This is a genomic window from Aeromonas rivuli (assembly GCF_020149575.1).
GTDB classification, from domain to species: Bacteria; Pseudomonadota; Gammaproteobacteria; order Enterobacterales; family Aeromonadaceae; genus Aeromonas; species Aeromonas rivuli.
The window spans coordinates 1,883,647-1,908,155 of record NZ_CP079742.1 but is presented as its reverse complement, the minus strand read 5'-3'; the positions used below and the strand labels follow the sequence as shown (position 1 = coordinate 1,908,155).

Here is a 24,509-nt window from a genome sequence, read left to right as displayed (position 1 = left end):
GAACAGGGGGCATCATCTGCCCCCTGTTCAATCCCCTCGGCCAGGGTGCAGCCTCTGCCCCCACTTTCTGACTTGCCTTTCTTGCGCTCTTCTCCCCGCCCCTCTGTCCGGCCCCTCGGCGCTCTTTTCGGGATATTTCCCTCGTAGCTGAACCCAGGCTGTCTGATCCCGGCAACTGCCATTGACAGTCATACCCATCTCCACAAAGCTGGCCCGCGCTTTAATGTGACGCAATTCTCATTCTCTTTTTCTCAGCCGGAGGCCACCATGCTCCCTCACTCCTATTCTCGTCTCGCGATCGCCCTGACCCTCGGTATCCTGCTCGGCGGCTGTGGCCAAGCGGGGTCCGACGCCAAGACCATCGCCTCCCCCATATCAGTGCAGACCCTGACCCTGACTCCCCAGCCCCTGAGTCAGGATATCAGCCTGCCGGGACGCACCTCGGCCTCCCGGATCGCCGAGGTCCGCCCCCAGGTGTCCGGCATCATCCTCCACCGTCTGTTTGAAGAGGGGGCCAACGTCAAGGCGGGGGATCCCCTCTACCAGATAGATCCCGCCAGCTATCAAGCCGCCTTCAACAGTGCCAGTGCCCAGCTGGCCAAGAGCAAGGCCGATGCCGAGGTGGGCTACAAGACCTATGTTCGCTATCAGGCGCTCGTCAAGCGCGGCCTCATCAGCCGTGAACAGTTCGATCAGGCCGAAGCGACCTGGCAGCAGGCCAAGGCGCAGACAGGTATCGACCAGGCCAGCCTGGAACAGGCGAAGATCCAACTCGGCTATACCCAGGTACGTGCCCCCATCTCGGGGCGGATCGGCATCTCTCAAGTCACCGAGGGGGCGCTGGTCACCACCAATCAGACCAACAGCCTGGCCACCATACAGCAGCTGGATCCCATCTATCTGGACATGACCCAGGCGGTGAACACCCTGGGAGACGTGAGCGACAGCTTGCGCCCGGGGGCGGCGCCGAAAAAAGTCAGCCTGCAGACCCAGACCGGGAAATCCTATCCCCAGAGCGGCAGCCTCGCGTTTGCCGATGTGAGCGTCAATGAGTCCACCGGCAGCCTGACCCTGCGCGCCATCATCCCCAATCCCCAGCAGAGCCTGCTGCCGGGCATGTTCCTGCGTGCCACCATTGCCGATGACAAGCCCGGCACCGGATTGCTGCTGCCCCAGACCAGCGTGACCCAGTTGCCTGGTGGCAAGGGCGCCGTGCTGCTGGTCAATGCCAACAACCAGGTAGAGCCGCGCCAGGTCAGTCTGGGCGCGAGTCGGGGGGATCAGTGGGTGATAGCAGATGGCCTCAAGGCGGGAGAGAGGGTCATCGTCTCCGGCCAGGTCAAACTGCGTCCAGGCATGGCGGTCAAGGCCACGGCCGCCATCCCAGTTTCCACTCAGGCTGCGGGGTAAGTCATGTCACGTTTCTTCATCGATAGACCCGTCTTCGCCTGGGTGCTCGCCATCCTCGTCATGTTGGGCGGGGTACTTGCCATCATGGGCCTGCCCATCGCCCAATACCCGACCATAGCCCCCCCCGCCATCCAGGTGAACGCCGTCTACCCCGGGGCCTCGGCCTCGACCGTGGAAAACAGCGTGACCCAGATCCTCGAACAGAACATGAAGGGGCTCGACCACCTGCTCTATATGTCCGCCACCAGCGACTCTGCCGGCAACGTCTCCGTCACCCTCACCTTCCAGGCGGGTACGGATCCGGATATCGCCCAGGTCCAGGTGCAAAACCGCTTGCAGCAGGCCAATAGCCAGTTGCCCGCCGAGGTGCAGCAGCAAGGGATCAGCGTGCGCAAGAGCTCCTCGAGCTTTATGAGCCTCATCGCCTTCAAGTCCGATGATGGCAGCATGAACTCCCAGGACATCGCCGACTATGTCGGCTCCCACCTGCTCGATCCCATCAGCCGCCTGGAAGGGGTCGGTGACGTCACCCAGTTCGGTACCCAATACGCCATGCGCGTCTGGCTCGATCCCAGCAAGCTGACCAGCTACCAGCTCACCCCCCTGGACATCTCCAACGCCATCAAGGCCCAGAACAGCGAAGTGACCGTGGGGCAGATTGGCGGCACCCCGGCCATCCAGGGCCAGATGATCAATGCCACCATCACCGCCCGCAACCGCCTCGAAAGCCTGGCGCAGTTTCGCAACATCTTGCTCAAGGTCAACCAGGATGGCTCCCAGGTTCGCTTGAGCGATGTGGCGCGCCTCGAACTTGGCGGTGAAAGCTATGACAAGATCGCCCGCCTCGATGGGGACAACGCCTCGGCCATGGGCATCAAGCTGGCCACCGGCGCCAATGCCCTGGATACCCAGAAGGCGGTCGATGCCAAGCTGGCCACGCTCTCGCAAAGCTTCCCGCCTGGCCTCAAGATGGTGAAGGCGATGGAGACGGTGCCTTTCATCAAGATCTCCATCGAGGAGGTGATCAAGACCCTGCTCGAGGCCATAGTGCTGGTCTTCCTGGTGATGTACCTCTTCTTGCAGAACCTGCGGGCGACCCTGATCCCCACCATCGCCGTGCCCGTGGTACTGCTGGGTACCTTCGGCATCATGTCGGCCCTGGGGTTCACCATCAATACCCTGACCATGTTCGGCCTGGTGCTCGCCATCGGTCTGCTGGTCGATGATGCCATCGTGGTGGTGGAGAACGTCGAGCGCATCATGCAAGAGGAGGGGCTGAGCCCCCTGGAGGCGACGCGCAAGTCCATGACCCAGATCAGCGGCGCCCTGATTGGCGTCGCCCTGGTGCTCTCGGCGGTGTTCGTGCCCATGGCCTTCATGCAAGGGTCAACCGGCGCCATTTATCGCCAGTTCTCCCTGACCATCGTCTCGGCCATGGCGCTCTCTGTGCTGACCGCGATGATTCTGACCCCGGCCCTGTGCGCCACCCTGCTCAAGGGGGATCACCAGCCTCACCAGCACGGCTTCTTCGCCTGGTTCAACCGCCGCTTCGAGTGGCTCGCCCATCGCTATGAAGGGGGCGTCAGCCGGATATTGCAGCGCTCGGGCCGCAGCCTGATCCTCTATGTGGCACTGCTGATCACCCTGGGCTGGATGTTCCATCTGCTCCCCTCCTCCTTCCTGCCGGAAGAGGATCAGGGCAACTTCATGGTGATGGTGCAGCTCCCCGCCGGCGCCAGTCAGCAGCGTACCGAGGCGGCGGTGGCCAAGGTGCAGCACTATTTCGCCACCCATGAGCAAGCGACGGTGCAAACGGTGCTCGGCATCACCGGCTTTAGCTATTCGGGCAACGCCCAGAATGCGGGCATGGCTTTTGTCTCTCTCAAACCCTGGGATCAACGCCAACAACCGGGGCAGGATGTCAACGCCATCATAGGCCGCGCCATGAAGACCTTCAGCAAGATTGACGATGCCATGGTGTTCGCCGTCAACCCGCCCTCCATCCGTGAACTGGGCCACGCCACCGGCTTTGATTTCTATCTCGAAGACAATGGCGGTCTGGGGCATGAGCGGCTGATCGCCGCCCGCAACCAGCTGCTCAAGGCCGCGAGTCAGGATCCTGCTCTGCAGAAGGTGCGACCCAGCGGCCTCAATGACAACGCCCAGTTCTTCATCGACATCGACTACGAGAAAGCGATGGCCCTGGGGCTGAACGTCGATGAGATCAACCGCACCCTCTCCATCGCCTGGGGCTCCTCCTACGTCAACCAGTTCGTCGACCATGGTCGCACCAAGAAGGTCTATCTGCAGGCGGATGCCCCCGATCGGATGTCAGCCCAGGATCTCGACAAGTGGTTCGTGCGCAACACCAAGGGGGACATGGTGCCTTTCAACGCCTTCAGCAGCACCCATTGGGGTTATGGGGCGCCGCAGCTGGCGCGCTATAACGGCAACCCTGCCGTTGAGATAGTCGGTGAAGCGGCCCCGGGGCACAGCACGGGGGAAGCCATGGCCGCCATCGAGCGGATGGCCAGCACCCTGCCCCACGGGGTCAGCATCAGCTGGACCGGCATGTCCTACCAGGAGCGCCAGGCTGGCAACCAGGCGCCCATGCTCTATGGCATCTCCATCCTGATCGTCTTCCTCTGCCTGGCGGCGCTCTATGAGAGCTGGAGCGTGCCGCTCTCGGTGATCCTGGCCGTGCCGCTCGGGGTGCTGGGCGCCGTGCTGGCCACCAGTCTGCGGGGCCTGGAGAACGACGTCTACTTCCAGGTGGGCCTGCTCACCACCATGGGGCTCACCGCCAAGAATGCCATCCTCATCGTCGAGTTTGCCAAGGAGCTGCACGAACGAGGCATGGACTTGCTCGAGGCGACCATGACCGCCTGCCGCCAGCGGCTCAGGCCCATCATCATGACCTCCCTCGCCTTCATGCTCGGGGTCTTGCCCCTGGTGCTCAGCAGTGGCGCCGGGGCCAATGCCCGTCACGCCATCGGCACCTCGGTGCTGGGCGGCATGCTCAGCGCCACCCTGCTGGCGATCTTCTTCATTCCGCTGTTCTTCTTGCTGGTGTTCAAGCTCAGCCACCGCAAGTCGACACTCTGACGCCGGGACAGCCATCACCACAAGGGGGAGCCTCAGCTCCCCCTTGTTCTCTTCATGATGTGAACGGCCAATCACCGACTGGCCTCAACTCTCGCGCACTATGTTGCGATCCTTGGGCCATTGATCCCCGAGCTCGGCATATTTTTGCTCGAGCAGATGACGACGGATCTTCATGGTCGGGGTCAGCACGCCGTTCTCGATATTCCAGGGGGCCTTGACCACCAAGATGCCCCGCAGCCTGGCATGGGATTCGAGTTTGTCGTTGACCCGCTGACGGGCGGCCTCCAGCTCGGCATCTATCTGGGCACTGTTCCCCTTCATGGCCTGCTCCGAGAGCTGCACCAGGGCGATGGGCTGCGGCATGCCATAACCGATCACGCACAGCTGCTCGATGATGGACTCCTGACCGAGCAGCCCCTCGATGGGCACAGGGGCCACATACTTGCCCTTGGCGGTCTTGAACACATCCTTCATCCGCCCCGTGATGGTGAGATAGCCTTCGCTGTCGAGCTTGCCCATGTCTCCGGTGCGCAGCCAGCCTTCGGTATCGATGGCTTCGCTGCTGTGTTCCGGATCCTTGTAGTAGCCCAGCATCATGCCCTCGCAGCGGCAGAGGATCTCCCCCTCCGGCGAGATCTGGATGCGCACCCCGGGCCCCGCCTTGCCGACCGTGCCTATCTTGTCGGCCCGGAAGGGGTAGTTGAGGGTGGCGTAAGCATGGTTCTCCGTCATGCCCCAGGCCTCGGTGATATTGAGGCCGATGCTGTGATACCAGGCGAGCAGCGCCGGAGCCACCGGGGCTGAGCCGCAGCCCAGCACCCGTGCCTGATCCAGCCCCAGACCCTGTTGCAGCTTGCGTTTGATAAGCGTGCTGACAAAGGGGATCTTGAGCAGCAGGGCCAGCTTCTTCTGGGGCAGTTTTTCGTGGATCTTGATGCGGAACATGGCCCAGAGCCGGGGCACAGAGATAAATACGGTAGGACGGCAGCGTTTGACGTCCTCGATAAAGGTATCCAGGGATTCGGGGAAGCTTATCTCGGCGCCGCTAAACAGGCTGCCGCCATAGATGTAGACCCGCTCGGTGATGTGGGCGAGCGGCAGGTAGGAGAAGCCGCGATCGGCCTCCCGCAGCCCCACGGCCTCGACCAGCTTCTCGCAAGACCAGGCGTAACGCTCGACGCTGAGCATGGCCCCCTTCGGCTTGCCGGTGCTGCCGGAGGTGTAGACCAGGCTGAGCAGATCCTCGCCCCGTTGCGGGGCCAGATCCCGGGCCGGTTCGTGGCTGGCCAGCAGGGCATCCCACTGGTGCTGGGCCGGCATGGTGTCATAGGGCATGGCGATGCGGGGCAGCTCCGCGGGCAGACCCGCTTCCTGGCTATGCCAGTCATCGAGTTTGCCGACGAATACCGCCTTGGCCTCGCTGTGACGCAGCACATACTCAATGGTGTCTATGTTGGCGGTGGGATAGATGGGGACGCTCACATATTGCCCCATCTGCAGCGCCAGATCGGCGATGAACCACTGGGCGCAGTTCTTGGAGAGCAGGGCTATCTTGTCCCCGGGCTCGAACCCCAGGGCGCGCAGGGCTGTCACCAGACGGCGCGCCTCGTCGGCGACCCTGGCCCAGCTGAAATCTTGATACTGACGGTTGATGGTCTGACGAAGATAGACTCGATCCGGGCACTGTTGTTCCCACTGATAGAGCATCTCGAGCGGCAGCCGTTGGGCTATGGTAGAGGCGCTGGTCATGGTGCTTTCCCTGAAACAAATGAGGTAGTTTATTATTAACCTTTTGTTAACCTTCGGGAAAGCACAACCTTAAACTTGTGTTTGAAATGTGTCTGGGATCAAGCTTCTGCCTGCAGTTGCAGTCGCTTCCACATGGCCTGTACCAGGGTCTCATCCTGCTCCGACAACTCCCCCTGCAAGATGGCGTCGTTGAGGCTGCGCAGCACGTAGCTCTTCACATCCCGGATCAGCGTCTTGCCCTCCAGCTCGGCCCTGGCCACCGCCAGGGAGATATGGCCCCGCAGATAACCCCCGGCAAATAGCTCATCTTCGGTCGCCGTGGTCACCATGCTGTCTATCAGTGCCAACAATTTGTGTTCAAATTCATGAATCGTCATTTAACGCAGCCTCATTCGCCGGGATTGCCGGCAAGATAACTTGGGGTTGGAACCCTGATCCGGTTGATCGGGCTCCACAGGGCATGCCGCATCCTTGCAGTGCTATTGTGGGTTGGCCACCGGATAGATGACCTGATCCCTATATCCTGTCGTGATCCTTTGATAACCGCACAGCGCGCGATCCAGCGCCTCGTCACCGGTATCCACCAGCAGAGGACGCCCTTCCAACGCCGCCAGTTTGCGCTTGCTCGCCACCACCAGGATGTTGTCCAGACCGACCGCCCGGATCACCTCCGGGCTGAGCTGCTGGTTGCCGCGACCAAACAGGTGCCCCTGTCCGCCTATCAGGGTAATGATCAGTCGGCAGTGGCGGCCACGAGTCCGGGTCAGGATCTCGTGAGCGCCCAGATCCTGCCCGATCAGCTGACCATTTTCCACCAGATCCACACCGAGCAGACTATTTTCCAGACCCAGCCGGTCCATGCAGGCCGCAACGGTCCCCCCTGAACCCATCAGGTAGAGGGTATCGGGCTCCATCTGCTCCATCACTTCGGCCGCTATCTCGTCGAGCACCAGCTCTTCACTCTCCCGGCCCCCCTGTTTGACCGACTGCACGTAGCGCAGATCGTTCGGAACCTTGAGCTGACCATAATGGCGGGCTCGCACCCGCCCCTCGCGAAAGGCGACCTCGTCGATGTCCATCACCTCCCCCTCCATCAGGCTGAGCAGCTCACCTGCGATCATCCGGGCCACAACCCGGCCGCTCGCCTGAGGGGTCACGCCATAGACCCCAGAGTGAATTTTGCAGCCAGCCGGGATACCGAGCACGTGCAGCTGCTCTCCCACCTCGGCGCAGATATCCCGGGCCGTGCCATCACCGCCAGCAAACAGCAGCAGATCGACGCCAGCGTGCATCATCAAACGTGCCGCGGCTCTGGTGTCTTCCGGTGTCGTCTGGAGCGAAACGGGGTCATAGATCACCCTATGGGGCAGGCCAAGCTCATCCGCCAGGCGCCCTCCCATCTCACCGGCCACCGTCACTATCTCAAAAGAGTGAGCCAACCCAATCAACGGTTGCAGCGCCTGGCGGGTACGCTCATTGGCCCTGGGCACGGCACCCCGGGCCAGTGCCTCGCCCAGCATGCCGTCACTGCCCTTGAGGGCGACCTGACCACCTATGCCGGCCACGGGATTCACTATCAGACCTAACCGAAACATGTTCTTCCTCTCAGGGCCAAGGGTTGGGATCACGCGATGGCACCATGGTACAACGTGATAAGCACTGTTAGAATGCACCGCTTTTTTATTCACTCACAAGGCTAGTTACATCATGTTTGAATGGATGCTTGACCCCACCGCCTGGGTTGCCCTTGCGACCCTGACACTGCTCGAGATCGTACTGGGCATAGATAACATCATTTTCATCTCTATCCTGGTCGGACGTCTGCCTGAAGCGCAGCGTCAGCGCGCCCGAGTGATTGGCCTTGGCCTCGCCATGGGTACCCGCATCCTGCTGCTGCTCTCTCTCGCCTGGGTGATGCGCCTGACCGATCCGATGTTCAGCATCTTGGACGAGGCGATCTCCGGCCGTGATCTGATCCTGCTCATTGGTGGCCTCTTCCTCATTGCCAAGAGCGTGCATGAGATCCATGTCTCCCTGGAGGGGGCGGCCGAAGCAAGTACCGCCCAGACAGTGGGGGCCAGCTTCGTCAGCATACTGATACAGATCGCTATCCTGGACATCGTCTTCAGTCTGGATTCTGTCATTACCGCCGTCGGCATGGCCGACCATGTTCCCGTCATGGTCTTGGCCATCATGATCGCAGTCGGGGTCATGATGTTTGCAGCAAAATCCATCGGTGACTTCGTCGATGAGCATCCAACCATCAAGATGCTGGCCCTTGCCTTCCTGATCCTGGTCGGGGTCGCCCTGATGGCAGAAGGTCTGGATCTGCATATTCCCAAGGGTTACATCTACTTTGCCATGGCCTTCTCCCTCGTCGTGGAGATGATCAATATCCGTCTGCGCAGCCACAACTCCAGGCCGGATTGAGAGCCATTCGTCCAACAAATGAGGGCGCTGTGGCGCCCTTTTTATTGTCTGCCAAAACGTCCTGTTATTGGTTGGGCACTATGATGGATACCCGACGATTCTGGGCCCTGCCTTCACGGGTCTTGTTGTCGGCGATGGGTTCAACCTCGCCTCGCCCCTGAATGATCAGGTTGGCCGGAACCATGCCGGCCAGGACCATGACATCGGCCACCGACTGGGCACGGGTCAGAGAGAGCCGCTGGTTATAATCGGCCGGGCCGTTGGTGTCGGTATGACCTTCGATCCGCACCCGGTTCAAACCGACCAGTTGCAAATTGTCGGCCAATGTACGCACAGCCCCTTGCGTCTGCTCGCTGAGTCGGCCCACATCGTTGGCAAACAATACCCGATTGGAGAGATCCAGGGTCCAGCCCTCTTCGGTCAATCGAAACCCCTGCTCCTTGAGCATGGCGAGCTGTTCGGCGCTCAGGCCCGTCTGGGTTGCGCAGCCACCAAGCAGCGTCAGCAGCAGCCCGGTCAGGGCGACACGAATAACCATCTTCATTACCTACTTTCCTCTTTGGGTGTGTGAACCTCTGACTCCCTGGCCCGCTGCGCCTTGTCTTGTCGCTTGGCAAGATACATGGCGTGATCGGCGTGCTGCAACAGGGCCTCGGCGCTGTCGCCATCGGTGGGGAAATGGGCAGCCCCTATGCTGAGGGTGCAATCGAGCCGACTGCCATCGGCCAGGGCAATGGGTTCGGCCATGGCCTTGCCGATGCGATTGATGATATCGACCACATCCCGATCGGCCGAGATGGGGCTGAGCAGCACCACGAATTCGTCCCCCCCCAGGCGCGCCACCAAGTCCTGTGGCCTGAGCTGATGCTGGACACGCCGAGCGATGGCCACCAGTACCTCATCCCCGGTGCCATGGCCCAGGTTGTCGTTGATCTGCTTGAAGTTGTCACAATCGAGGTAGAGCAGGGAGAAGCTTTCGGCTCGGGCCCGGCCATTGTTCACCGCCTGTTGCAGGCGCGCTTCAAACAGCGCCCTATTGGGCAATTCGGTGAGGTTGTCGTGGGTGGCCAGGTGCAACAGGCTGGCATTTTCGCGCTCTTGATGGGCCTGCCAGGCCTCGAGTTCATCGAGCAGCGAATTGAAATCCTGGCCCAAGGTATTGAGTTCGGTGATGCTCGCTTCGGGCACCCGCAGTTTCAGGGAACGCTCGCGGCTGACCCCATGGGCCACCTGTGCCAGGGATCTCAGCGGTGTGGTGATGGATCGTTGCATCAGGCGAGCAATATAGAGCGCCCCCAGGGTACTGAGCAGCATGCAGACCAGCATGGCCGCCAGCACCTGTACCAGGAAGCTGAGCAGATACTGGCCATGACCAACCAGCTTGATACGGGCAACCTCATGGCCATTGTGGATCATGGGCAGTTCGATGGGCCCGGGCAGCACCAATTCGGCCAACTGCCGCTCCAGGGCGAACCAGGGCAAGGAGGCGGGTCTGGACCAATAGGCCAGCAACTTCCCCGAGGCGAGCACTATGCTCACCTCGGCCACATCCTCATGGGAGGCAATATTTTGCAGCGCCTCCCGGGCCGCCTCCCCATCCTGAAACACCACAGCGGCCTCCGTGGTATAGCCGATGGCGCGCGCCACCAGGTCAAGATTGTGATCCGTGTAAAAACGCAGCGAGAGCATGGCCATGGCGGTGAGCAAGCCCCCCACCAGGCAGACCGCCGTCAGGGAGACCATCAGGTGGGTGCGATCCAGGCTCTGCCGCAGGGTCAGCCGTTTTTTGCCAAGGCGGATGAAGGAGATCATGGTCGCGCCTCGTCAGCCCGGCCCAGCTTGAGCACGGCGGGATGCACCTTGACCCCGCTCAGGGCCAGGGCATCGAGATTGACGTTGAAGCGCACTCGCTCATCCCTCACTTGCAGGCAGAAGACACTGCTGGTGCTGCAAGGGCCATCCTTCTCACTGATGCTGAGTACGGCATGGCCTTGCAAATGGGCAAACAGCGCCAGCCGTTCGGCCTCGGTGACATCCCCCAGATAGATCACATCGCAATGCCCCGGGATCAGGGGATCGCCAACACTGTAGCGGCTGACCGTGACCCGGCGGCCATTGGCTTGCTGGCGGAGATGAAAGAGGCTATCGGCATACTCGGTCGGCCCCAGCACACAGAGTCGCAATACCGGGGGTTCCACAGGCCAGCGGGTATAACTGAGAATATCGAGCACCGTCTGGCGCACGTGTTCCACGCGCAGCTCGGCCTGGGTGCCAGGACGGCCAGGGGTCTGGATATCGGCCAGAGCCAGGGAGCTTGCCAGCAGGAAGAGACCGGCAAACAGATGAAGCAGATACGATAAGTGCATAGGTTTGATCATAGAGATAGCCGAACAGATCCTAACATGTCCCTGAACCACAGGGTTAGCCCGACAGTGCCGTGCCACGGCGCTTCCTGTCAACCGCCAGCGCCAGCATGACGCCGTTATCCACAGCGCTGGCCTCCAAGGCCATGATAGATCAAGACAGGTTCTGGCCTCTTTCCATAGAAAAAGAGGCCAAACGGCCCCTTTGCATCGGCTGAAGAGCGGGTCTGTTACTTCTTGCCGATGCCATATTCCCGCAGCTTGTTGGCGATGGCGGTGTGGGAGACCCCGAGGCGCTTGGCGAGCTGGCGGGTCGAGGGGAAGGCCGGGTAGAGACGCGCCAGCAAGCGGCTCTCGAAGCGCTTGACCGCCTCGTCCAGTGCCCCTTCGAACCACTCGTCGATGAGTGGCATGGCATCGGGGGCGACCGGCAGGTCTATCTGTTCGGGGCCAATCTCGTCCCCTTCCAGCAGCGTCATGGCGCGGTAGAGGCAGTTGCGCAGCTGACGCACGTTGCCCGGCCAGCGGTAGGCGGTCAGGTATTCGGCCATGTTACGGGTGAAGCGCGGGCGCGGGCGCTGCAACTCGCTGGCGAAACGGGCGACGAACTGCTGGGCCAGGGCCATGATATCCGCCTTGCGCTCGCGCAGGGGGGGCAGCGCCAGACTCAGCACGTTGAGACGGTAGTAGAGATCTTCGCGAAACTTGCCCTCGGCCACCAGATCCAGCAACTGCTTCTGGGTGGTGCAGATGAAGCGCACATTGACCTTCACCTCCTGCTCGTCGCCGACCCGGCGAAACACCCCGTCTTGCAGCACGCGCAGGAACTTGGTCTGCAGGTGCGCGGACATGTCCCCTATCTCATCGAGCATCAGGGTGCCGCCGCTGGCGAGCTCGAGTACACCGCGCTTGCCCTCGGTGTTATTGCCAAAGGCGCCGGGGGCATAGCCAAACAGCTCGCTCTCGGCCACGTTGTCGGGCATGGCGGCACAGTTGAGGGCCATAAAGGGGTGGCTGGAGCGCAGGCTGGCCCCATGACAGGCGCGGGCCAGCAGCTCCTTGCCGGTGCCGGTTTCGCCGACGATGAGCAAGGGAGCATCCTGCATCGCCAACTTGCTGGCCTCAGTCAGAACCTGTCTCATCTTGGGGCTCTCTGCCTGCAGATGCTCGAAACCGCCCACCTCGATGGCATGCAGGGCGCTGAAATGCAGACCGACCCGGCGGGCAGATTTGAGCACCACCACGGCGCCCGCCAGGGCTTGCTTGCCCTTCTCTTCGGCCACGAACAGCGGCATCAGATCCGCCAGGTACTCCTCACCACCCAGGCTCAGCTTGCAGGTCTGCGGCTTGATGTCGCTCGACTCGAGCCAACGGGTGAAGGCGAAGCCCTTGATCAGGGAGCCGAGGGCTACCCCCTTGACCTCCTCCTGTGGCAGGTTGAGGGTGGTCAGGGCCGACTGGTTGACCTGGGTGATGCGACCGCGACTGTCGAGGGAGAACACCAGATCCGGCAGCGCCTTGAGCAGGGCGCGGATCTCGTGATGCTCCCGCTCGGAGGGCAGGTAGGGGATGGTCTTGACGTCATGTACCCCGGGGATGCGGCGGATCTCGGGCATCAGGTGCTGGAAGTCGCGAAACTCCAGCTCGGGGAAATTGAGGTAGATGATGCCTGTGGTATCGATTTCGATGCCGCGCAGATCGATATTGTGCTCCACCAGACGATCGAGCAATTCCCGGGTCAGACCCAGGCGGTCTTCACAGCTGACTTCAAGACGCATTCGAGGCAGGCTTCCTGGCTAACTTCATGATGGGCGTGATAATAACGTCTCCCCCCCGCCAGTGCGAGACTTGCCCGGTAAAAATGAGGGCCCGCCCCGGTTTGCACCGGGCAGGCCCACGACGCCGTCACTGCCGTCCCCCTTGAGAGGGCTGGCGTGCACTATTTGAACAAGCTGTCGGTGCGCGCCGCCATGATGAAGTCATTGCGGTGCAGGCCGTGGATCTTGTGGGTCCACCAGGTCACCGTCACCTTGCCCCACTCGGTCAGGATCCCCGGGTGATGAAACTCCGCCTCGGCCAGTTCGCCGAGCCGGTTGGTGAAGGCGAGCGCCTCCTTGAAGTTGCGAAAGGTGAATTCACGGCGCAGTTGCAGTGCACCCTGTTCACTCACCGGCTGCCAGTCGGGAAGGGCGCGCATCAGCTCGGCCAATTCATGCTCGCTCACCCTGGGGGCATCGGCCCGGCAGGCCTCACAACGCTGGGTTGCCAGTTCAGACATGTTTTTCTCCTTCTCTAACGAAAGCGGGATGTCAGGCACCATGCCTGGATGATCGGGTTCAACGTGCGGCCTGGATCTGCCTGGGGGGATAGAGGGGCTCGAACAGCCCCAGCTCCTTGGCCCTGGTCAATTGCGCCAGTATCTCCTCCCGGGTCAGGGTATAGAGGCTGTCCAGGCTCGGCAGCACATAATAGAGGGGCTGCATGATGTCGATGCGATAGGGGGTGCGCAGCACATCTTGCAGCGCGAAAGGGGCGCGGCGCGGCGTGCCGGACAGGGCATAGGCGGTCTCGCCGATGGAGGAGAGGATGCCGCCGCCATAGATACGCAGCCCCTGCTCGGTTTGCAGCAAACCAAACTCCACGGTGAACCAGTAGAGCCGGGCCAGGAATACCCTCTCCTCCTTGCTGGCACTGAGCCCCAGCTGGCCATAGGTGTGGGTGAAATCGGCGAAGGCCGGATTGGTCAACATGGCGCAGTGGCCGAAGATCTCGTGGAAGATGTCCGGCTCTTGCAGATAATCGAGCTCATCACGGCGGCGGATGAAGGTGGCCACCGGGAACTGGCGATGGGCGAGCAATTCGAAGAAACGGTCGAAGGAGATGAGCGCCGGCACCGCCACCACCGACCAGCCGGTGCAGGGCGCGAGCACGGCATTGATCTCCCCCAGCTGAGGAATGCGATCCCGGGGCAGCTCGAGCAGGTCCAGCCCGGCCTGATACTCGGCGCAGGCCCGCCCGGCCAGACAAGGCAACTGACGCTCGATCAATATCTGCCAGGTCGCATGTTCATCGTCGCTGTAGTCGATGAATCCCTGGCTATCCGCTTGGCGGGCACTGTAGTGATTTCCCATGCTGGCATCCTGCGACATCGGTGGCGATAGCGAGTCGGTCGCCATGTCCGTGAGCCACTCCCATTGGCTCAGAAGAGGTTATCTTGCCCCACCACTGACAGCAGGGCCTGATGGGATCACTGTAACGATTTCTCCCCTAAAAAAGCAGCCGACCCAGGGTCGGCTGCGCATTGATGAATGTAAAGAAAATGTGACAAGCGGGCTACTCCCCCGACTACCCCTTGCTCAGGTAGCCCGCTATCTTGCGCACCAGCCCCTTGCGCATCTCGGAGAGTCTGGGCTTCTCGTCCGCGCACCAGGGCAGCGGGCGGCACGCCTCTATGGTGCGCAGGCCAAGCCGGGCAGTGAGCAGACCGGCCCCCACCCCTTGCGCCGCCCGGGCCGAGAGCTTGGCGGTCAATTCCGCCCCCAGCAGATCCATGCCCACCTCGGTCACCAGCTCGGTCGCGCCGGCATAGAGCATGTTGCGAAATACCTGACGGATCAGGTGAATGCGGCTCCAGTAGCCGAGCTCGATGGCATAGACATCGGCGATATCTTCAATCATCCGCAGGTTGCGCCACAGCATCAGCATCATGTCGACGGCGGCGAGGGGGCTCAGTGCCACCAGCACCGCCGCCTCCCCCGACCACTTGGCCACCCGGGCCTGGGCTAGCTTGTCGCGCTCGGTCAGCACCAGCTGGCTGTAGAGGGTCAGCACCTCGCGATCGCTGTGGCTCTCGTCGAGCTGGGCGAGCCAGTGCTGATAGCCCTCCCGCCCCTTGTCGCCACTTTTTACCGCCAGCCCTTCGCAAAAGGCTTGCCCCTGCCCCACCCCCTGATGGGCCAGCAGATCCTCGGCCTTGGAGCGTACATCCTGGCGCCGCTTGAGTTTGCGTAGCCGCAGCCACTCGCGTCCGACCACGGTCGCGGTGCCGACCAGCACCAGGCCGGAGGCGACAAGCCAGGCTCCACCCCAGAATGGCGAGGCGAGGAAGCTCTCATAGAGAAAGCCGACAAACTGCCCCAGGGAGAGCAGACCGACCGCCCCCAGGCCCCAGGCCAGCAATCGGTGCCGGCGTCGGGGGCGCACCGTCAAGGCGGGTTCAACCTCGGTCAGTTCATCCAGGGCTTCCAGCCGCTCGAAGCTCTCATCCTCCAGCACCTGAGCCTTGGCAAGGGGGGCGGGCTCCGGGGGAGTGAGCGGCTCTTCCAGCACGACTCTGCCCTGCAACCTGGGCTCCTGTTTTAGCTCATTCATGCCGCTCTCCTCTCTCCCAACCTCTGAGCTGGGAGTTATTCAATGGATCCCTAGACCCGGGATCACAACACTGTGTGTCCCGAACCGGGCCAATTTATTCCAACCGCTCCCCAGCAGACATGCCGGGGAGCATAGAGACATATCATGCAAGGCCATGGCGTTCTGCCCTGATGGACCCCAGTGGCCGCTATTCCAGCTTGTCGCCCAGCAAGAACTCCAGGGCGGCATCGAGGCGAATATGGGGCATCGCCTGATGGGGGCTCATGGGCAGAGGACGGAAGGCCTGGAAGTCGAATTGCTGACCCTGCCACCAGGCGGCAGACGGGATCTGGGCCGGCACTTCCCCCGGGAATATCAGCAGTGGCTCACCGGCGAGACTGGTGCCCTTGATGGCCGGAAACTCGCGCCCGCCCGCCATGCCCTTGCCCGCGTCGGTCGCCTTGATGGAGGCCAGCGCCAGACACTCGGTCACGATGCCTTCGAAGCGCGCCTGACCCCGTCCGCTCTGCACCAGATGCTGCAGCAAGGAGACCAGGGGAGCATGTTGATCCGGAGTGACGTGATCGGCCTTGCTCGCCACAAACAGCAGCTTGTCGATGCGCGGCGCAAACAAGCGGCGCCACCAGCTGCTCTTGCCATAGGCAAAGCTCTCCATGATGCGGGCGATGGATTGCTGCATGTCGCCGAAGCTCTCGGCCCCGGCGTTGAGGGGTTGCAGACAGTCCACCAGCACTATCTGGCGATCGAAACCGGCGAAATGTTGCTCGTAGAAGCCTTGCACCAGATGCTGCTTGTACTGCTCGAAGCGCCGCTTGAGGGTGAGATACAGGCTCTCTTCCCCCAGGGTTCCCGCGGGGCTCTCCCAGACCCAGGGCACGAACTGCAACATGGGGGCCCCCTGATATTCCCCCGGCAGCACGAAACGACCGGGCTGAATGAGGTGCAGCCCCAGCTCGCGCTTGCAGGCATGCAGATAGTCGGTGTAACGCTCGGCGAGACGCGCCACCTCCCCCTCATCAAATGTTTGCTCCGCTCGCCAAGGCTGACCCTGCTCGGTCAGCTGCCAGGACGCGGCCAGGGCTTGCAAGGCGGGGCGTTTGAGCTGCTCGCGCACCTGCTCGCTCCACTGCTCGTAGCTCAGCTCAAGCAGCGGCAGGTCCAGCAACCACTCCCCCGGGTAATCCACCAAGTCCAGATAGAGGGTCGATACCTCCCCCAAGTGGCGACGCAGAGGGTGGCGGGTGCGATAACGCAGCTCGAGGCGAACCTCGGCCACGCCACGGGTCGCCTCAGGCCAGGCGGGGGGATGGGCGAAGAGGCTGCCCAGCCCCCGCTCATAGGGAAAGGTGGGAATGTGCAGATTCTGCTGAGGCACGCGGCGCGCGCCCAGCAGACGCCCCTGACGGGCGGCATCCCAGAGGGGCAGGCGGCCATCGATGGCGGCATGCTCGAGCTGATGGACCAGGGCGGTGATGAAGGCGGTCTTGCCGCTGCGCGACAAGCCGGTCACCGCCAGACGCAGGTGCCTGTCACGCACCCGATTCACCGCGTCCTCGGCCTTGTGCTGCAAGGCCGAGAGCTTTCTCTCTAGAGTGCGTATCAAAGTTTGTTGAATTCTCGCTGCAGGGTGAACTCCTTGGAGGTCACCAGTTTCTCGATCTGCTGCACCCTGGGCTCCAGGGCGGCCAGCTCGCGGCTCACCTTGTCCAGGGCCTGCAGCGGCGTCATGCCCGCCTGCCAGCTATGGGCCTTCATCCGGCTCTCCGCAGGAGTCGGCGAGTCGGGCGTCAGCAACACCGGCTTCTTGTCGAGCAGGAACCAGGCCGCGATATAGGCGGTGAAGGTGATGAAACCGGCGAAGATGAGGCCACTGATGGCCAGCAATCGCACTATCCAGGTCTCGACCCCAAAGTACTCGGCGAGACCGGCACAGATACCGGCGATACGCCCCTTCTGGGGATCGCGGTAGAGATTGCGGCGGCTCTCTTGTCCAAAGGATTCACTCATACCTTGTTCCTCCAGCCAGGTACCTCGGCGTCCTGCCTGGATACCGAGACTCCGAACACACCCATACGGGGCTCATCATTCAGCATAGAGAAGCTCATACCTTGTTCCTCCAGCCAGGTACCTCGGCGTCCTGCCTGGATACCGAGACCCCGAATATACCCATACGGGACTCATCATTCAGCATAGAGAAGCTCATACCTTGTTCCTCCAGCCAGGTACCTCGGCGTCCAGAATGGACTCGAGGGCCCCGACCCGCTCCTGCATCTTGTCGGCTTTTTGCAAGAGGCCCTGCAACTGATCCCGTTCGTTATCGGCCAGTCCGACCCCGATCCGCCCCTTGGCCCTGTAGTGCAGCACCAGCCAGATGGGGGCGACCACCACCATGAAGACCATGATGGGTGCCACGAATATGCCAAGAATGTCTTCCATGCATTACTCTCCCTGTTTGCCGTCGCTGGCCTGACCCATCTTCTGGCGCAGGGCATCCAGCTCGCGGCTGATCTGATCGTCGACTTCCAGCTCGGCAAACTGGCTCGCCAGGGTCTTGTCGGACTGCCCCAGATCGGCGCGGGCCTCCATCTCGTCAATACGGCGCTCCATGCGTTCAAACTTGTCGACCACCCCTTGGCTGCCGCCACGGGCGACCTGGCTCTGCACATTCAAGCGGCTGCTGGCCGCCTCGGTGCGGATGACCATGGCCTTCTGACGGGCGCGAGCATCTTCGAGCTTGGCTTCGAGCTGGCGGATCTCGTCACCCAGCTTGTCGATGCCTGCGTCCACGGCCTGGCGCTCACGCGCCAGGTTATCGCCAAGCTCAGCCTGCTTCTTCTTCTCGATGAGGGCGGCGCGCGCCAAATCTTCACGCCCCTTGGAGAGGGCCAGCTCGGCCTTGCTCTGCCACTCGTCGACCCGCTCCTGATGGCGGGCGACCTGGCGGCCAATCTCTTTCTGATCGGCCAGGAAGCGAGCCAGGTTGGAGCGCTCCTTGACCAACTCATCTTCCATCTCCTGAATGATCAGGCGCACCATTTTTTGCGGATCTTCCGCCTTGTCCAGCAGCGCCGTCAGGTTGGAGTTGATGATGTCGGCTAACCGGGAAAAAATGCTCATGATGAGACTCCTTTGATTGCATGAGTGATTTACCATTCGAGTATTGCAACCACCATGCCAAATATTTAAATATCGCTAACCCAATGATTTATCTAGGAACACCATGCCACATGACTCGAATGAAGAACAGTAGGGTGATAAAAATAACCAACTCTTGGTAAGATTGACCAGCTTTTACCAACCACAGGGAACATCATGGCCACGGAAAGCCTGCTTGGCGTGTCGAACGCCTTCCTCGAGATCGTTGAACAGACCTCACGGCTGGCGCCACTGCGCAAACCCGTGCTCATCATCGGCGAGCGGGGCACCGGCAAGGAGCTGATCGCCCATCGCCTACATTATCTCTCGCCGCGTTGGGATCAAAGCTTTGTCACCATCAACTGCGCCACCTTGAGTGAGAGCCTGCTGGAAACCGAGCTGTTCGGCCACGAGGCGGGATCCTTCACCGGCGCCGCCAAGCGCCATCAGGGCCGTTTCGAGCGCGCCGATGGGGGCACCCTCTTCCTCGACGAGCTGGCCACCACCAGCGCCCGGGTTCAGGAGAAGCTGCTGCGGGTCATCGAATACGGTGAGTTCGAACGGGTTGGCGGTGCCAAGGCGCTCAGCGTGGATGTGCGGCTGGTGTGCGCCACCAATGAAGACTTGCCTGCCCTGGCCGAACGTGGCGGCTTTCGCCATGACCTGCTCGACAGGCTGGCCTTCGATGTCATCACCCTTCCCCCCCTGCGTGAGCGGCGCGACGACATCCTGTTGCTGGCGGAGCATTTTGCCCACGGCATGACCCGAGAGCTGGGTTACGATCTGTTCGCCGGTTTCTCCCGGGAGGCGAAGGCACGGTTGCACGACTACGACTGGCCCGGTAATGTGCGCGAACTCAAGAACGTGATTGAACGCAGCATCTATCGTCAGGCCAATCCCAGGCTGGCCCTCGGCGAACTGGTGATAAACCCCTTCGACTCTCCCTGGCGTCCCGGGGCGCGGCGCACCGCGTCCACCACCGGCATCGAGCCGGTCCGAGGATCCACGGGGCAAGAGGCGGATACAGCTGATACAAATGAGGCTTTTTCATTCTCTTTGCCGACCCTGCCTTGCGATCTGAAAACCCAGGTGGCGAGCGTCGAGATAGATTTACTCAAGCAAGCGATGCGACAATCCCAGTATAATCAGCGCAAAGCCGCCCAACTGCTGACCCTGAGTTACCACCAGTTTCGCGGGATGTTACGCAAATATCAGCTGCTGGACGGGGACAATGACCCCGTCTGAAAAGGTGGAGCGTCCTGTGACAGGTCGCCGCCGTGGGGGCCATCGGCTTCGCCAACTTGCTAACGACATGGTTTCATAATGAGAATGCTCACACCACTGCTGCTCGCCAGTCTCGTACTGCTTGGCGGCTGTCAGAAACAGACGGAAGCCTCCACAACGGGGCTCATCTACTGCAGCGAAGGGGCGCCCCAGACCTTCAATCCCCAGTTGGCCAATTCGGGGGCAACCCTGGATGCCAGCGCCCGCCCCCTCTACGATCGCCTGCTGGAATCGGATCCCTATACCCTGGCGCTGCACGGCAGTCTGGCCCGCGACTGGCAGGTGAGCGAGGATGGGCTCATCTACACCCTGAACCTGCGTCAGGATGTGTTGTTCCATCACACCGCCTGGTTCTCCCCCAGTCGCCCCCTCAACGCCGACGATGTGCTGTTCACCTGGCAGCGGCTGCTCGACAGCGCGAACCCCTATCACCATGTTTCTGGCGGCCACTACCCCTATTTCACCAGCCTGGGGCTGGATAATCTGCTGCACAGTGTGCGCAAGACGGGCCCCTATCAGGTGGTATTCGAGCTCAATCGCCCCGATGCCTCCTTCCTCGCCACCCTGGCGAGTGACTATGCGGTGGTGCTCTCTGCCGAGTATGGCCAGGCCATGCTGGCCGCCGGTACCCCCGCCCTGCTCGACAGCCGCCCCATAGGGACTGGCCCTTTTCGCTTCAAGGAGTATCGCCACAACGAGTTCATCCGCTTCGAGCGCCATCCCGGTTACTGGCGCGGCCCGGCCCCCCTCGAACAGCTGGTCTATGACATCACCCCCAAATCCTCCAAGCGGCTCGCCAAGCTGCTCACCGGTGAATGTGACGTGATGAGCTACCCCTCCGCCAGTCAGCTGTCGGTGATCCAGCAGCATGATGATCTCACCCTGGCGGTGCAGCCCGGCATGAACGTGGCCTTCCTCGCCCTCAATACCCGCAAAGCGCCCTTCAACAAGGTGCAGGTACGCCAGGCCATCGCCAGTGCCATCAATGTGCCCAATCTGTTGCAAGCGGTCTATTTCGGGACTGGCCAGAGTGCCAACAGCCTGCTGCCGCCGCGCTCCTGGGGTTATGATCCCAGCTCGCCGAGTCGCAAGCAGGATCTCGACCGGGCGCGGGCGCAGCTCAAGGAGGCGGGACTGCCCCAGGGTTTCGAGATGCAGGTACTGGTGCCGCCAGGTTCGCACCCCTACAACCCGGACGCCTTGAAGACGGCTCAGCTCATCCGCAACGATCTCGCCGAGGTGGGCATACGGCTGCGCATCGTGCAGCAGGAGGCTCCCGTCATAGAGCAGCGTCTGAGCAAGGGGAATTACGACAGCCTGTTATCGGGCTGGATGGCCGACAACGCCGATCCGGACAACTTCTTCCGCCAGCTGCTGAGCTGCAACGCCGTAGCCCAGGGCAACAACGACAGCCGCTGGTGCAACCCGGCCTTCGATCAGTTGCTCGACGATGCGGTGGGCAGCGGCAAGCTCTCGTTCCGGCTGCGCAACTACTATTATGCCCAGCGCATGCTCAACGAGCAGCTGCCCCTGATCCCCCTGGCGCATGCCCTGCGTATCCAGGCCAGTCGCAAGGACGTGCTGGGGCTGGAGTTGATGCCCTTCGGTGGCACCTCCTTCAATCAGGTCCACCGCAAATGAGCATGCCAATCCGGACATCATCCCTGCCATGGCTAGCCTCCGACCAGCCTGCTGACAGCGCTGGCCTGCTCATTCGTCCCCAGGGGGACGCCCTCTTCATCCCGTCGCAGAGGCACTAGCATGCTGTTTTACATATTGCGTCGTATCAATCTGCTGCTCATCACCCTGCTGGCATTGACGGTGGTCGCTTATCTGCTCGATTACCGTCTGCTCGGCCAGCAACCGAGCTTCTGGAGCGGCTACCCCGATTTCCTGCGCCATATCTTCGAGGGAGACCTGGGGGTCTCCAGCGTCTCGGGGCGCCCCGTGCTCGATGAGATCCGCCACTACTTCCCGGCCACCTTGAGCCTGTGCGTCGCCGCCTTTGCCATCTCCTTGTGTATCGGCATTCCGCTGGGCACCCTGGCGGCCCTCTATCAGGGCCGTGGCCTGGATATGGGCATCATGACCGCCGGCCTCATCGGCTACGCGGTGCCCGTGTTCTGGCTGGCGCTGCTGGTGGTGATGTTCTTCTCCCTGGATCTCGGCTGGCTGCCCGCCTCCGGCCAGCTCAGTCTGCTCTATGACGTGCCATCGATCACCGGGGTCGCCCTGGTCGATGTGCTGCTGAGCGAGGAGCCCTGGCGTGATGCCGCGCTGCACGATGCCCTGCGCCACATGATACTGCCCTCTCTGGTCCTAGCCGTGGTGCCCACCACAGAGGTGATCCGCCATGTGCGCAGTTCCCTCATCGACGTGATGAAGCAGAACTACATCAAGGCTGCCGCCAGTCGCGGCCTCTCCCGCCGCCAGATTGTCTGGCGCCATGGCCTGAAGAATGCCCTGCCCCCGGTGCTGCCCCTGCTCGGCCTGCAGCTCGGCAGTGTACTCACCTCCGCCATGATCACCGAAGTGGTGTTCGAGTGGCATGGCATAGGACGCTGGCTCATCAACAGCATCGCCCTGCAGGACTATGCCGCCATCCGTGGCGCCACCCTGGTGGTCGCCGGTTTCGTCATCTTCATCAGTGTCAGTACCGACCTGCTGACCACGCTCATCTATCCGGCGCGGCGCAAGGAGTTGTATGCAAGACAAGGATAATCTCTACCCCGAGCTGCGGATCCTCTCCCCCCTGGAGCAGACCTGGGCGGCCTACCGGCGTAATCCACTGGCCATGGCCGGGCTCTGGTGCTTTGTCGCCCTGCTGCTGCTGACCCTGATTGGCCCGTTGCTGGTCCCTTATGGCATAGATGAGCAGCACAGCGAGCATCTGCTGCTGGCTCCCTCCTGGGCCAACAGCGGCAATATCGACTACTTCCTCGGCACCGATGATCTGGGCCGCGACATGCTGTCGCGACTGGTGGTCGGCGCCCGGCTCACCTTCGGCTATGCCCTGGGGGTGGTGACGATCGCCATGGTGATCGGCACCCTGATCGGCATGCTGGCCGGCATGAGCCGAGGGCTGAAATCGAGCGTGCTGCACCATCTGCTCGATACCCTGCTCTCTATTCCGTCCTTGTTGATGGTCATCATCATGGTCGCCATCCTGGGCCCCGGTCTTGGCAATACCCTGATCGCCATCACCCTCGCGCTGATCCCGCCCTTCATCCGCGCCACCTATAACGCCGTCCATACCGAGATGCAGAAGGAGTACATCATCGCCAGCCGCCTCGACGGCTCGCCCCCCTGGCGCATCATGCGGCTGGCCGTGCTGCCCAACATCGTCGAGACCCTGGTGGCCCAGACCACCCGCACCCTGTCGGCTGCCATACTGGATATATCGGCGGTGGGCTTCCTCGGCCTCGGTGCCCAGTCCCCCCAACCTGAGTGGGGAACCATGCTGGCCGACTCGAGCGACCTCATCTATCTGGCGCCCTGGACAGTCACTCTGCCAGGGATGGCCATCCTGTTTAGCGTGCTGGTCACCAACCTGGTCGGTGAAGGAATAAGAGAAGCACTCAAAGAGGGAAATGACTGATGCGGGTGAACCATGATATTCGCAGCCCGGGCATCTCCACCCCTCTCACAGGAGGGATCGCCTGATGCCACTGCTTGATATACGCAACCTCACCATCGAAATCGACACGCCCCAGGGCAAGGTCAAGGCCGTCGACAAGGTGAGCCTGACCCTGAGCGAGGGGGAGATCCGCGGTCTGGTGGGGGAATCCGGCTCGGGCAAGAGTCTGGTGGCCAAGGTGATTGTCGGTATCCAGAAGGATAACTGGACGGTGCGGGCCGATCGGATGCGCTTCAATGACATGGACTTGCTCACCATGGAGCCCAGGGAGCGACGCCGCATCATGGGTCGCGAGATAGCCATGATCTTCCAGGATCCCACCAGCTGCCTGGATCCCTCGGAGGTGATAGGCACCCAGCTGGAGGCTGCCATCCCCACCACCGCCTTCAAGGGCAAGCTCTGGCAGAGTTTCCAATGGCGCAAGAAGCAGGCCATCGCCCTGCTGCACAGAGTCGGCGTGAAAGATCACCGCAAGGTGATGCGGGCCTATCCCCATGAGCTGTCGGACGGCATGTGTCAGAAGGTGATGATCGCCATGGCCATTGCCAACCAGCCGCGATTGCTGGTGGCGGACGAGCCCACTAGCGCCATGGAGTCCACCACCCACTCCCAGATATTGCGTCTGCTCGACAAGATGAACAAGCTGGGCAACACCACCATCCTCATCATCAGCAACGACATCGCCGCCATCGCCAACCTGACCGACAACATCAATGTCATGTACTGCGGCCAGATGGTGGAAGTGGGCACACGGGAGCAGATCCTGGGATCGCCCCATCACCCCTATACCCATGCCCTGCTCCAGTCGATCCCGGATTTTGACAAGCTGGTGCGTCACAAGTCCAGACTCGAGACCCTGCCCGGGGTGATCCCCCCCCTGCAGCACTTGCCGATCGGCTGTCGACTCGGGCCCCGTTGCCCCCACGCCCAGAAGCTCTGCGTGCAGACCCCCTTGATGAGCAAGATCAAGGGCCATCAGTTCAGCTGTCACTTCCCCCTGAACATGGAGGAGCCCAAGAAATGAT

At 61.9% G+C, this 24,509-nt stretch carries 22 protein-coding genes; 8 read left to right on the top strand and 14 right to left on the bottom strand.

The window, feature by feature from the left end:
• The first annotated feature begins 267 nt into the window (after positions 1-267).
• Positions 268-1,410: an efflux RND transporter periplasmic adaptor subunit gene (locus KYK33_RS09015; RefSeq protein WP_224432752.1), complete on the top strand. Its 1,143-nt coding sequence runs from the start codon at positions 268-270 to the stop codon at positions 1,408-1,410.
• 3 nt (positions 1,411-1,413) lie between these two features.
• A complete protein-coding gene (locus tag KYK33_RS09010; protein WP_224432751.1) occupies positions 1,414-4,515 on the top strand; it encodes an efflux RND transporter permease subunit in 3,102 nt (1,033 codons plus the stop codon).
• Positions 4,516-4,599: 84 nt separating this feature from the next.
• Here the strand turns inward: KYK33_RS09010 and KYK33_RS09005 are convergent, their stop codons facing one another.
• From KYK33_RS09005 to KYK33_RS08995, 3 genes are all read right to left on the bottom strand, one after another.
• Positions 4,600-6,264 carry an AMP-binding protein gene (locus KYK33_RS09005; protein WP_042042873.1) on the bottom strand — a complete coding sequence of 555 codons (1,665 nt, stop codon included), beginning with the start codon at positions 6,262-6,264 and terminating at the stop codon, positions 4,600-4,602.
• 98 nt (positions 6,265-6,362) lie between these two features.
• The gene (locus tag KYK33_RS09000; protein WP_042042874.1) at positions 6,363-6,641 is read right to left on the bottom strand and encodes a YfcL family protein; all 279 of its coding nucleotides are present in this window, start codon (positions 6,639-6,641) and stop codon (positions 6,363-6,365) included.
• A 102-nt stretch (positions 6,642-6,743) separates the two neighbouring features.
• The gene (locus KYK33_RS08995) at positions 6,744-7,859 is read right to left on the bottom strand and encodes an ATP-NAD kinase family protein (RefSeq protein ID WP_224432750.1); all 1,116 of its coding nucleotides are present in this window, start codon (positions 7,857-7,859) and stop codon (positions 6,744-6,746) included.
• Between the two features lie 112 nt (positions 7,860-7,971).
• On the opposite strand from KYK33_RS08995, the gene KYK33_RS08990 reads away from it, so the two are divergent.
• Complete coding sequence (locus tag KYK33_RS08990; RefSeq protein ID WP_224432749.1) at positions 7,972-8,694, top strand: TerC family protein; 723 nt, start codon at positions 7,972-7,974, stop codon at positions 8,692-8,694.
• Between the two features lie 64 nt (positions 8,695-8,758).
• On the opposite strand, the gene KYK33_RS08985 is transcribed toward KYK33_RS08990, so the two are convergent.
• The 11 genes from KYK33_RS08985 to pspA all read right to left on the bottom strand — a co-directional run bounded on the left by KYK33_RS08985 (position 8,759) and on the right by pspA (position 18,545).
• Positions 8,759-9,238 carry an OmpA family protein gene (locus KYK33_RS08985; protein WP_224432748.1) on the bottom strand — a complete coding sequence of 160 codons (480 nt, stop codon included), beginning with the start codon at positions 9,236-9,238 and terminating at the stop codon, positions 8,759-8,761.
• The gene (locus KYK33_RS08980; protein WP_224432747.1) at positions 9,238-10,506 is read right to left on the bottom strand and encodes a diguanylate cyclase domain-containing protein; all 1,269 of its coding nucleotides are present in this window, start codon (positions 10,504-10,506) and stop codon (positions 9,238-9,240) included. The genes KYK33_RS08985 and KYK33_RS08980 overlap by 1 nt, the downstream gene beginning before the upstream one ends.
• Entirely contained in the window at positions 10,503-11,060 is a 558-nt protein-coding gene (locus KYK33_RS08975) for a YfiR family protein (RefSeq protein ID WP_224432746.1), read from the bottom strand. The genes KYK33_RS08980 and KYK33_RS08975 overlap by 4 nt, the downstream gene beginning before the upstream one ends.
• A 227-nt stretch (positions 11,061-11,287) precedes the next feature.
• On the bottom strand, positions 11,288-12,835 hold the full coding sequence (gene tyrR, locus KYK33_RS08970) for a transcriptional regulator TyrR (protein WP_042042879.1): 1,548 nt from the start codon (positions 12,833-12,835) through the stop codon (positions 11,288-11,290).
• Positions 12,836-12,996: 161 nt separating this feature from the next.
• Entirely contained in the window at positions 12,997-13,335 is a 339-nt protein-coding gene (locus KYK33_RS08965; protein WP_042042880.1) for a 4a-hydroxytetrahydrobiopterin dehydratase, read from the bottom strand.
• Between the two features lie 58 nt (positions 13,336-13,393).
• Positions 13,394-14,188, bottom strand: coding sequence for a phenylalanine 4-monooxygenase (gene phhA / locus KYK33_RS08960; protein WP_224432745.1), 795 nt, complete (start codon positions 14,186-14,188; stop codon positions 13,394-13,396).
• A gap of 214 nt (positions 14,189-14,402) precedes the next feature.
• Positions 14,403-15,428: a YcjF family protein gene (locus KYK33_RS08955; RefSeq protein ID WP_042042882.1), complete on the bottom strand. Its 1,026-nt coding sequence runs from the start codon at positions 15,426-15,428 to the stop codon at positions 14,403-14,405.
• A gap of 187 nt (positions 15,429-15,615) precedes the next feature.
• The gene (locus KYK33_RS08950) at positions 15,616-17,031 is read right to left on the bottom strand and encodes a YcjX family GTP-binding protein (protein WP_224432744.1); all 1,416 of its coding nucleotides are present in this window, start codon (positions 17,029-17,031) and stop codon (positions 15,616-15,618) included.
• Positions 17,028-17,435, bottom strand: a complete 408-nt coding sequence (pspC, locus tag KYK33_RS08945; protein WP_224432743.1) for an envelope stress response membrane protein PspC — start codon at positions 17,433-17,435, stop codon at positions 17,028-17,030. The genes KYK33_RS08950 and pspC overlap by 4 nt, the downstream gene beginning before the upstream one ends.
• Before the next feature lie 192 nt (positions 17,436-17,627).
• Positions 17,628-17,864 carry an envelope stress response membrane protein PspB gene (gene pspB / locus KYK33_RS08940; RefSeq protein ID WP_005907556.1) on the bottom strand — a complete coding sequence of 79 codons (237 nt, stop codon included), beginning with the start codon at positions 17,862-17,864 and terminating at the stop codon, positions 17,628-17,630.
• Positions 17,865-17,867: 3 nt separating this feature from the next.
• Positions 17,868-18,545 (bottom strand): phage shock protein PspA, encoded by a 678-nt coding sequence (gene pspA / locus KYK33_RS08935; RefSeq protein ID WP_042042885.1) that lies wholly within the window; start codon positions 18,543-18,545, stop codon positions 17,868-17,870.
• A gap of 195 nt (positions 18,546-18,740) precedes the next feature.
• Between pspA and pspF the strand changes: the two genes are divergently transcribed.
• From pspF to KYK33_RS08910, 5 genes are all read left to right on the top strand, one after another.
• Positions 18,741-19,808, top strand: a complete 1,068-nt coding sequence (gene pspF / locus KYK33_RS08930; protein ID WP_224432742.1) for a phage shock protein operon transcriptional activator — start codon at positions 18,741-18,743, stop codon at positions 19,806-19,808.
• An 84-nt stretch (positions 19,809-19,892) separates the two neighbouring features.
• A complete protein-coding gene (sapA, locus tag KYK33_RS08925; protein WP_224432981.1) occupies positions 19,893-21,488 on the top strand; it encodes an ABC transporter substrate-binding protein SapA in 1,596 nt (531 codons plus the stop codon).
• Positions 21,489-21,608: 120 nt separating this feature from the next.
• Entirely contained in the window at positions 21,609-22,568 is a 960-nt protein-coding gene (locus KYK33_RS08920; RefSeq protein ID WP_042042888.1) for an ABC transporter permease, read from the top strand.
• Positions 22,552-23,445 carry an ABC transporter permease subunit gene (locus tag KYK33_RS08915; RefSeq protein WP_224432741.1) on the top strand — a complete coding sequence of 298 codons (894 nt, stop codon included), beginning with the start codon at positions 22,552-22,554 and terminating at the stop codon, positions 23,443-23,445. The genes KYK33_RS08920 and KYK33_RS08915 overlap by 17 nt, the downstream gene beginning before the upstream one ends.
• A 64-nt stretch (positions 23,446-23,509) precedes the next feature.
• Positions 23,510-24,508, top strand: coding sequence for a peptide ABC transporter ATP-binding protein (locus tag KYK33_RS08910; protein WP_224432740.1), 999 nt, complete (start codon positions 23,510-23,512; stop codon positions 24,506-24,508).
• Position 24,509 lies beyond the last annotated feature (1 nt).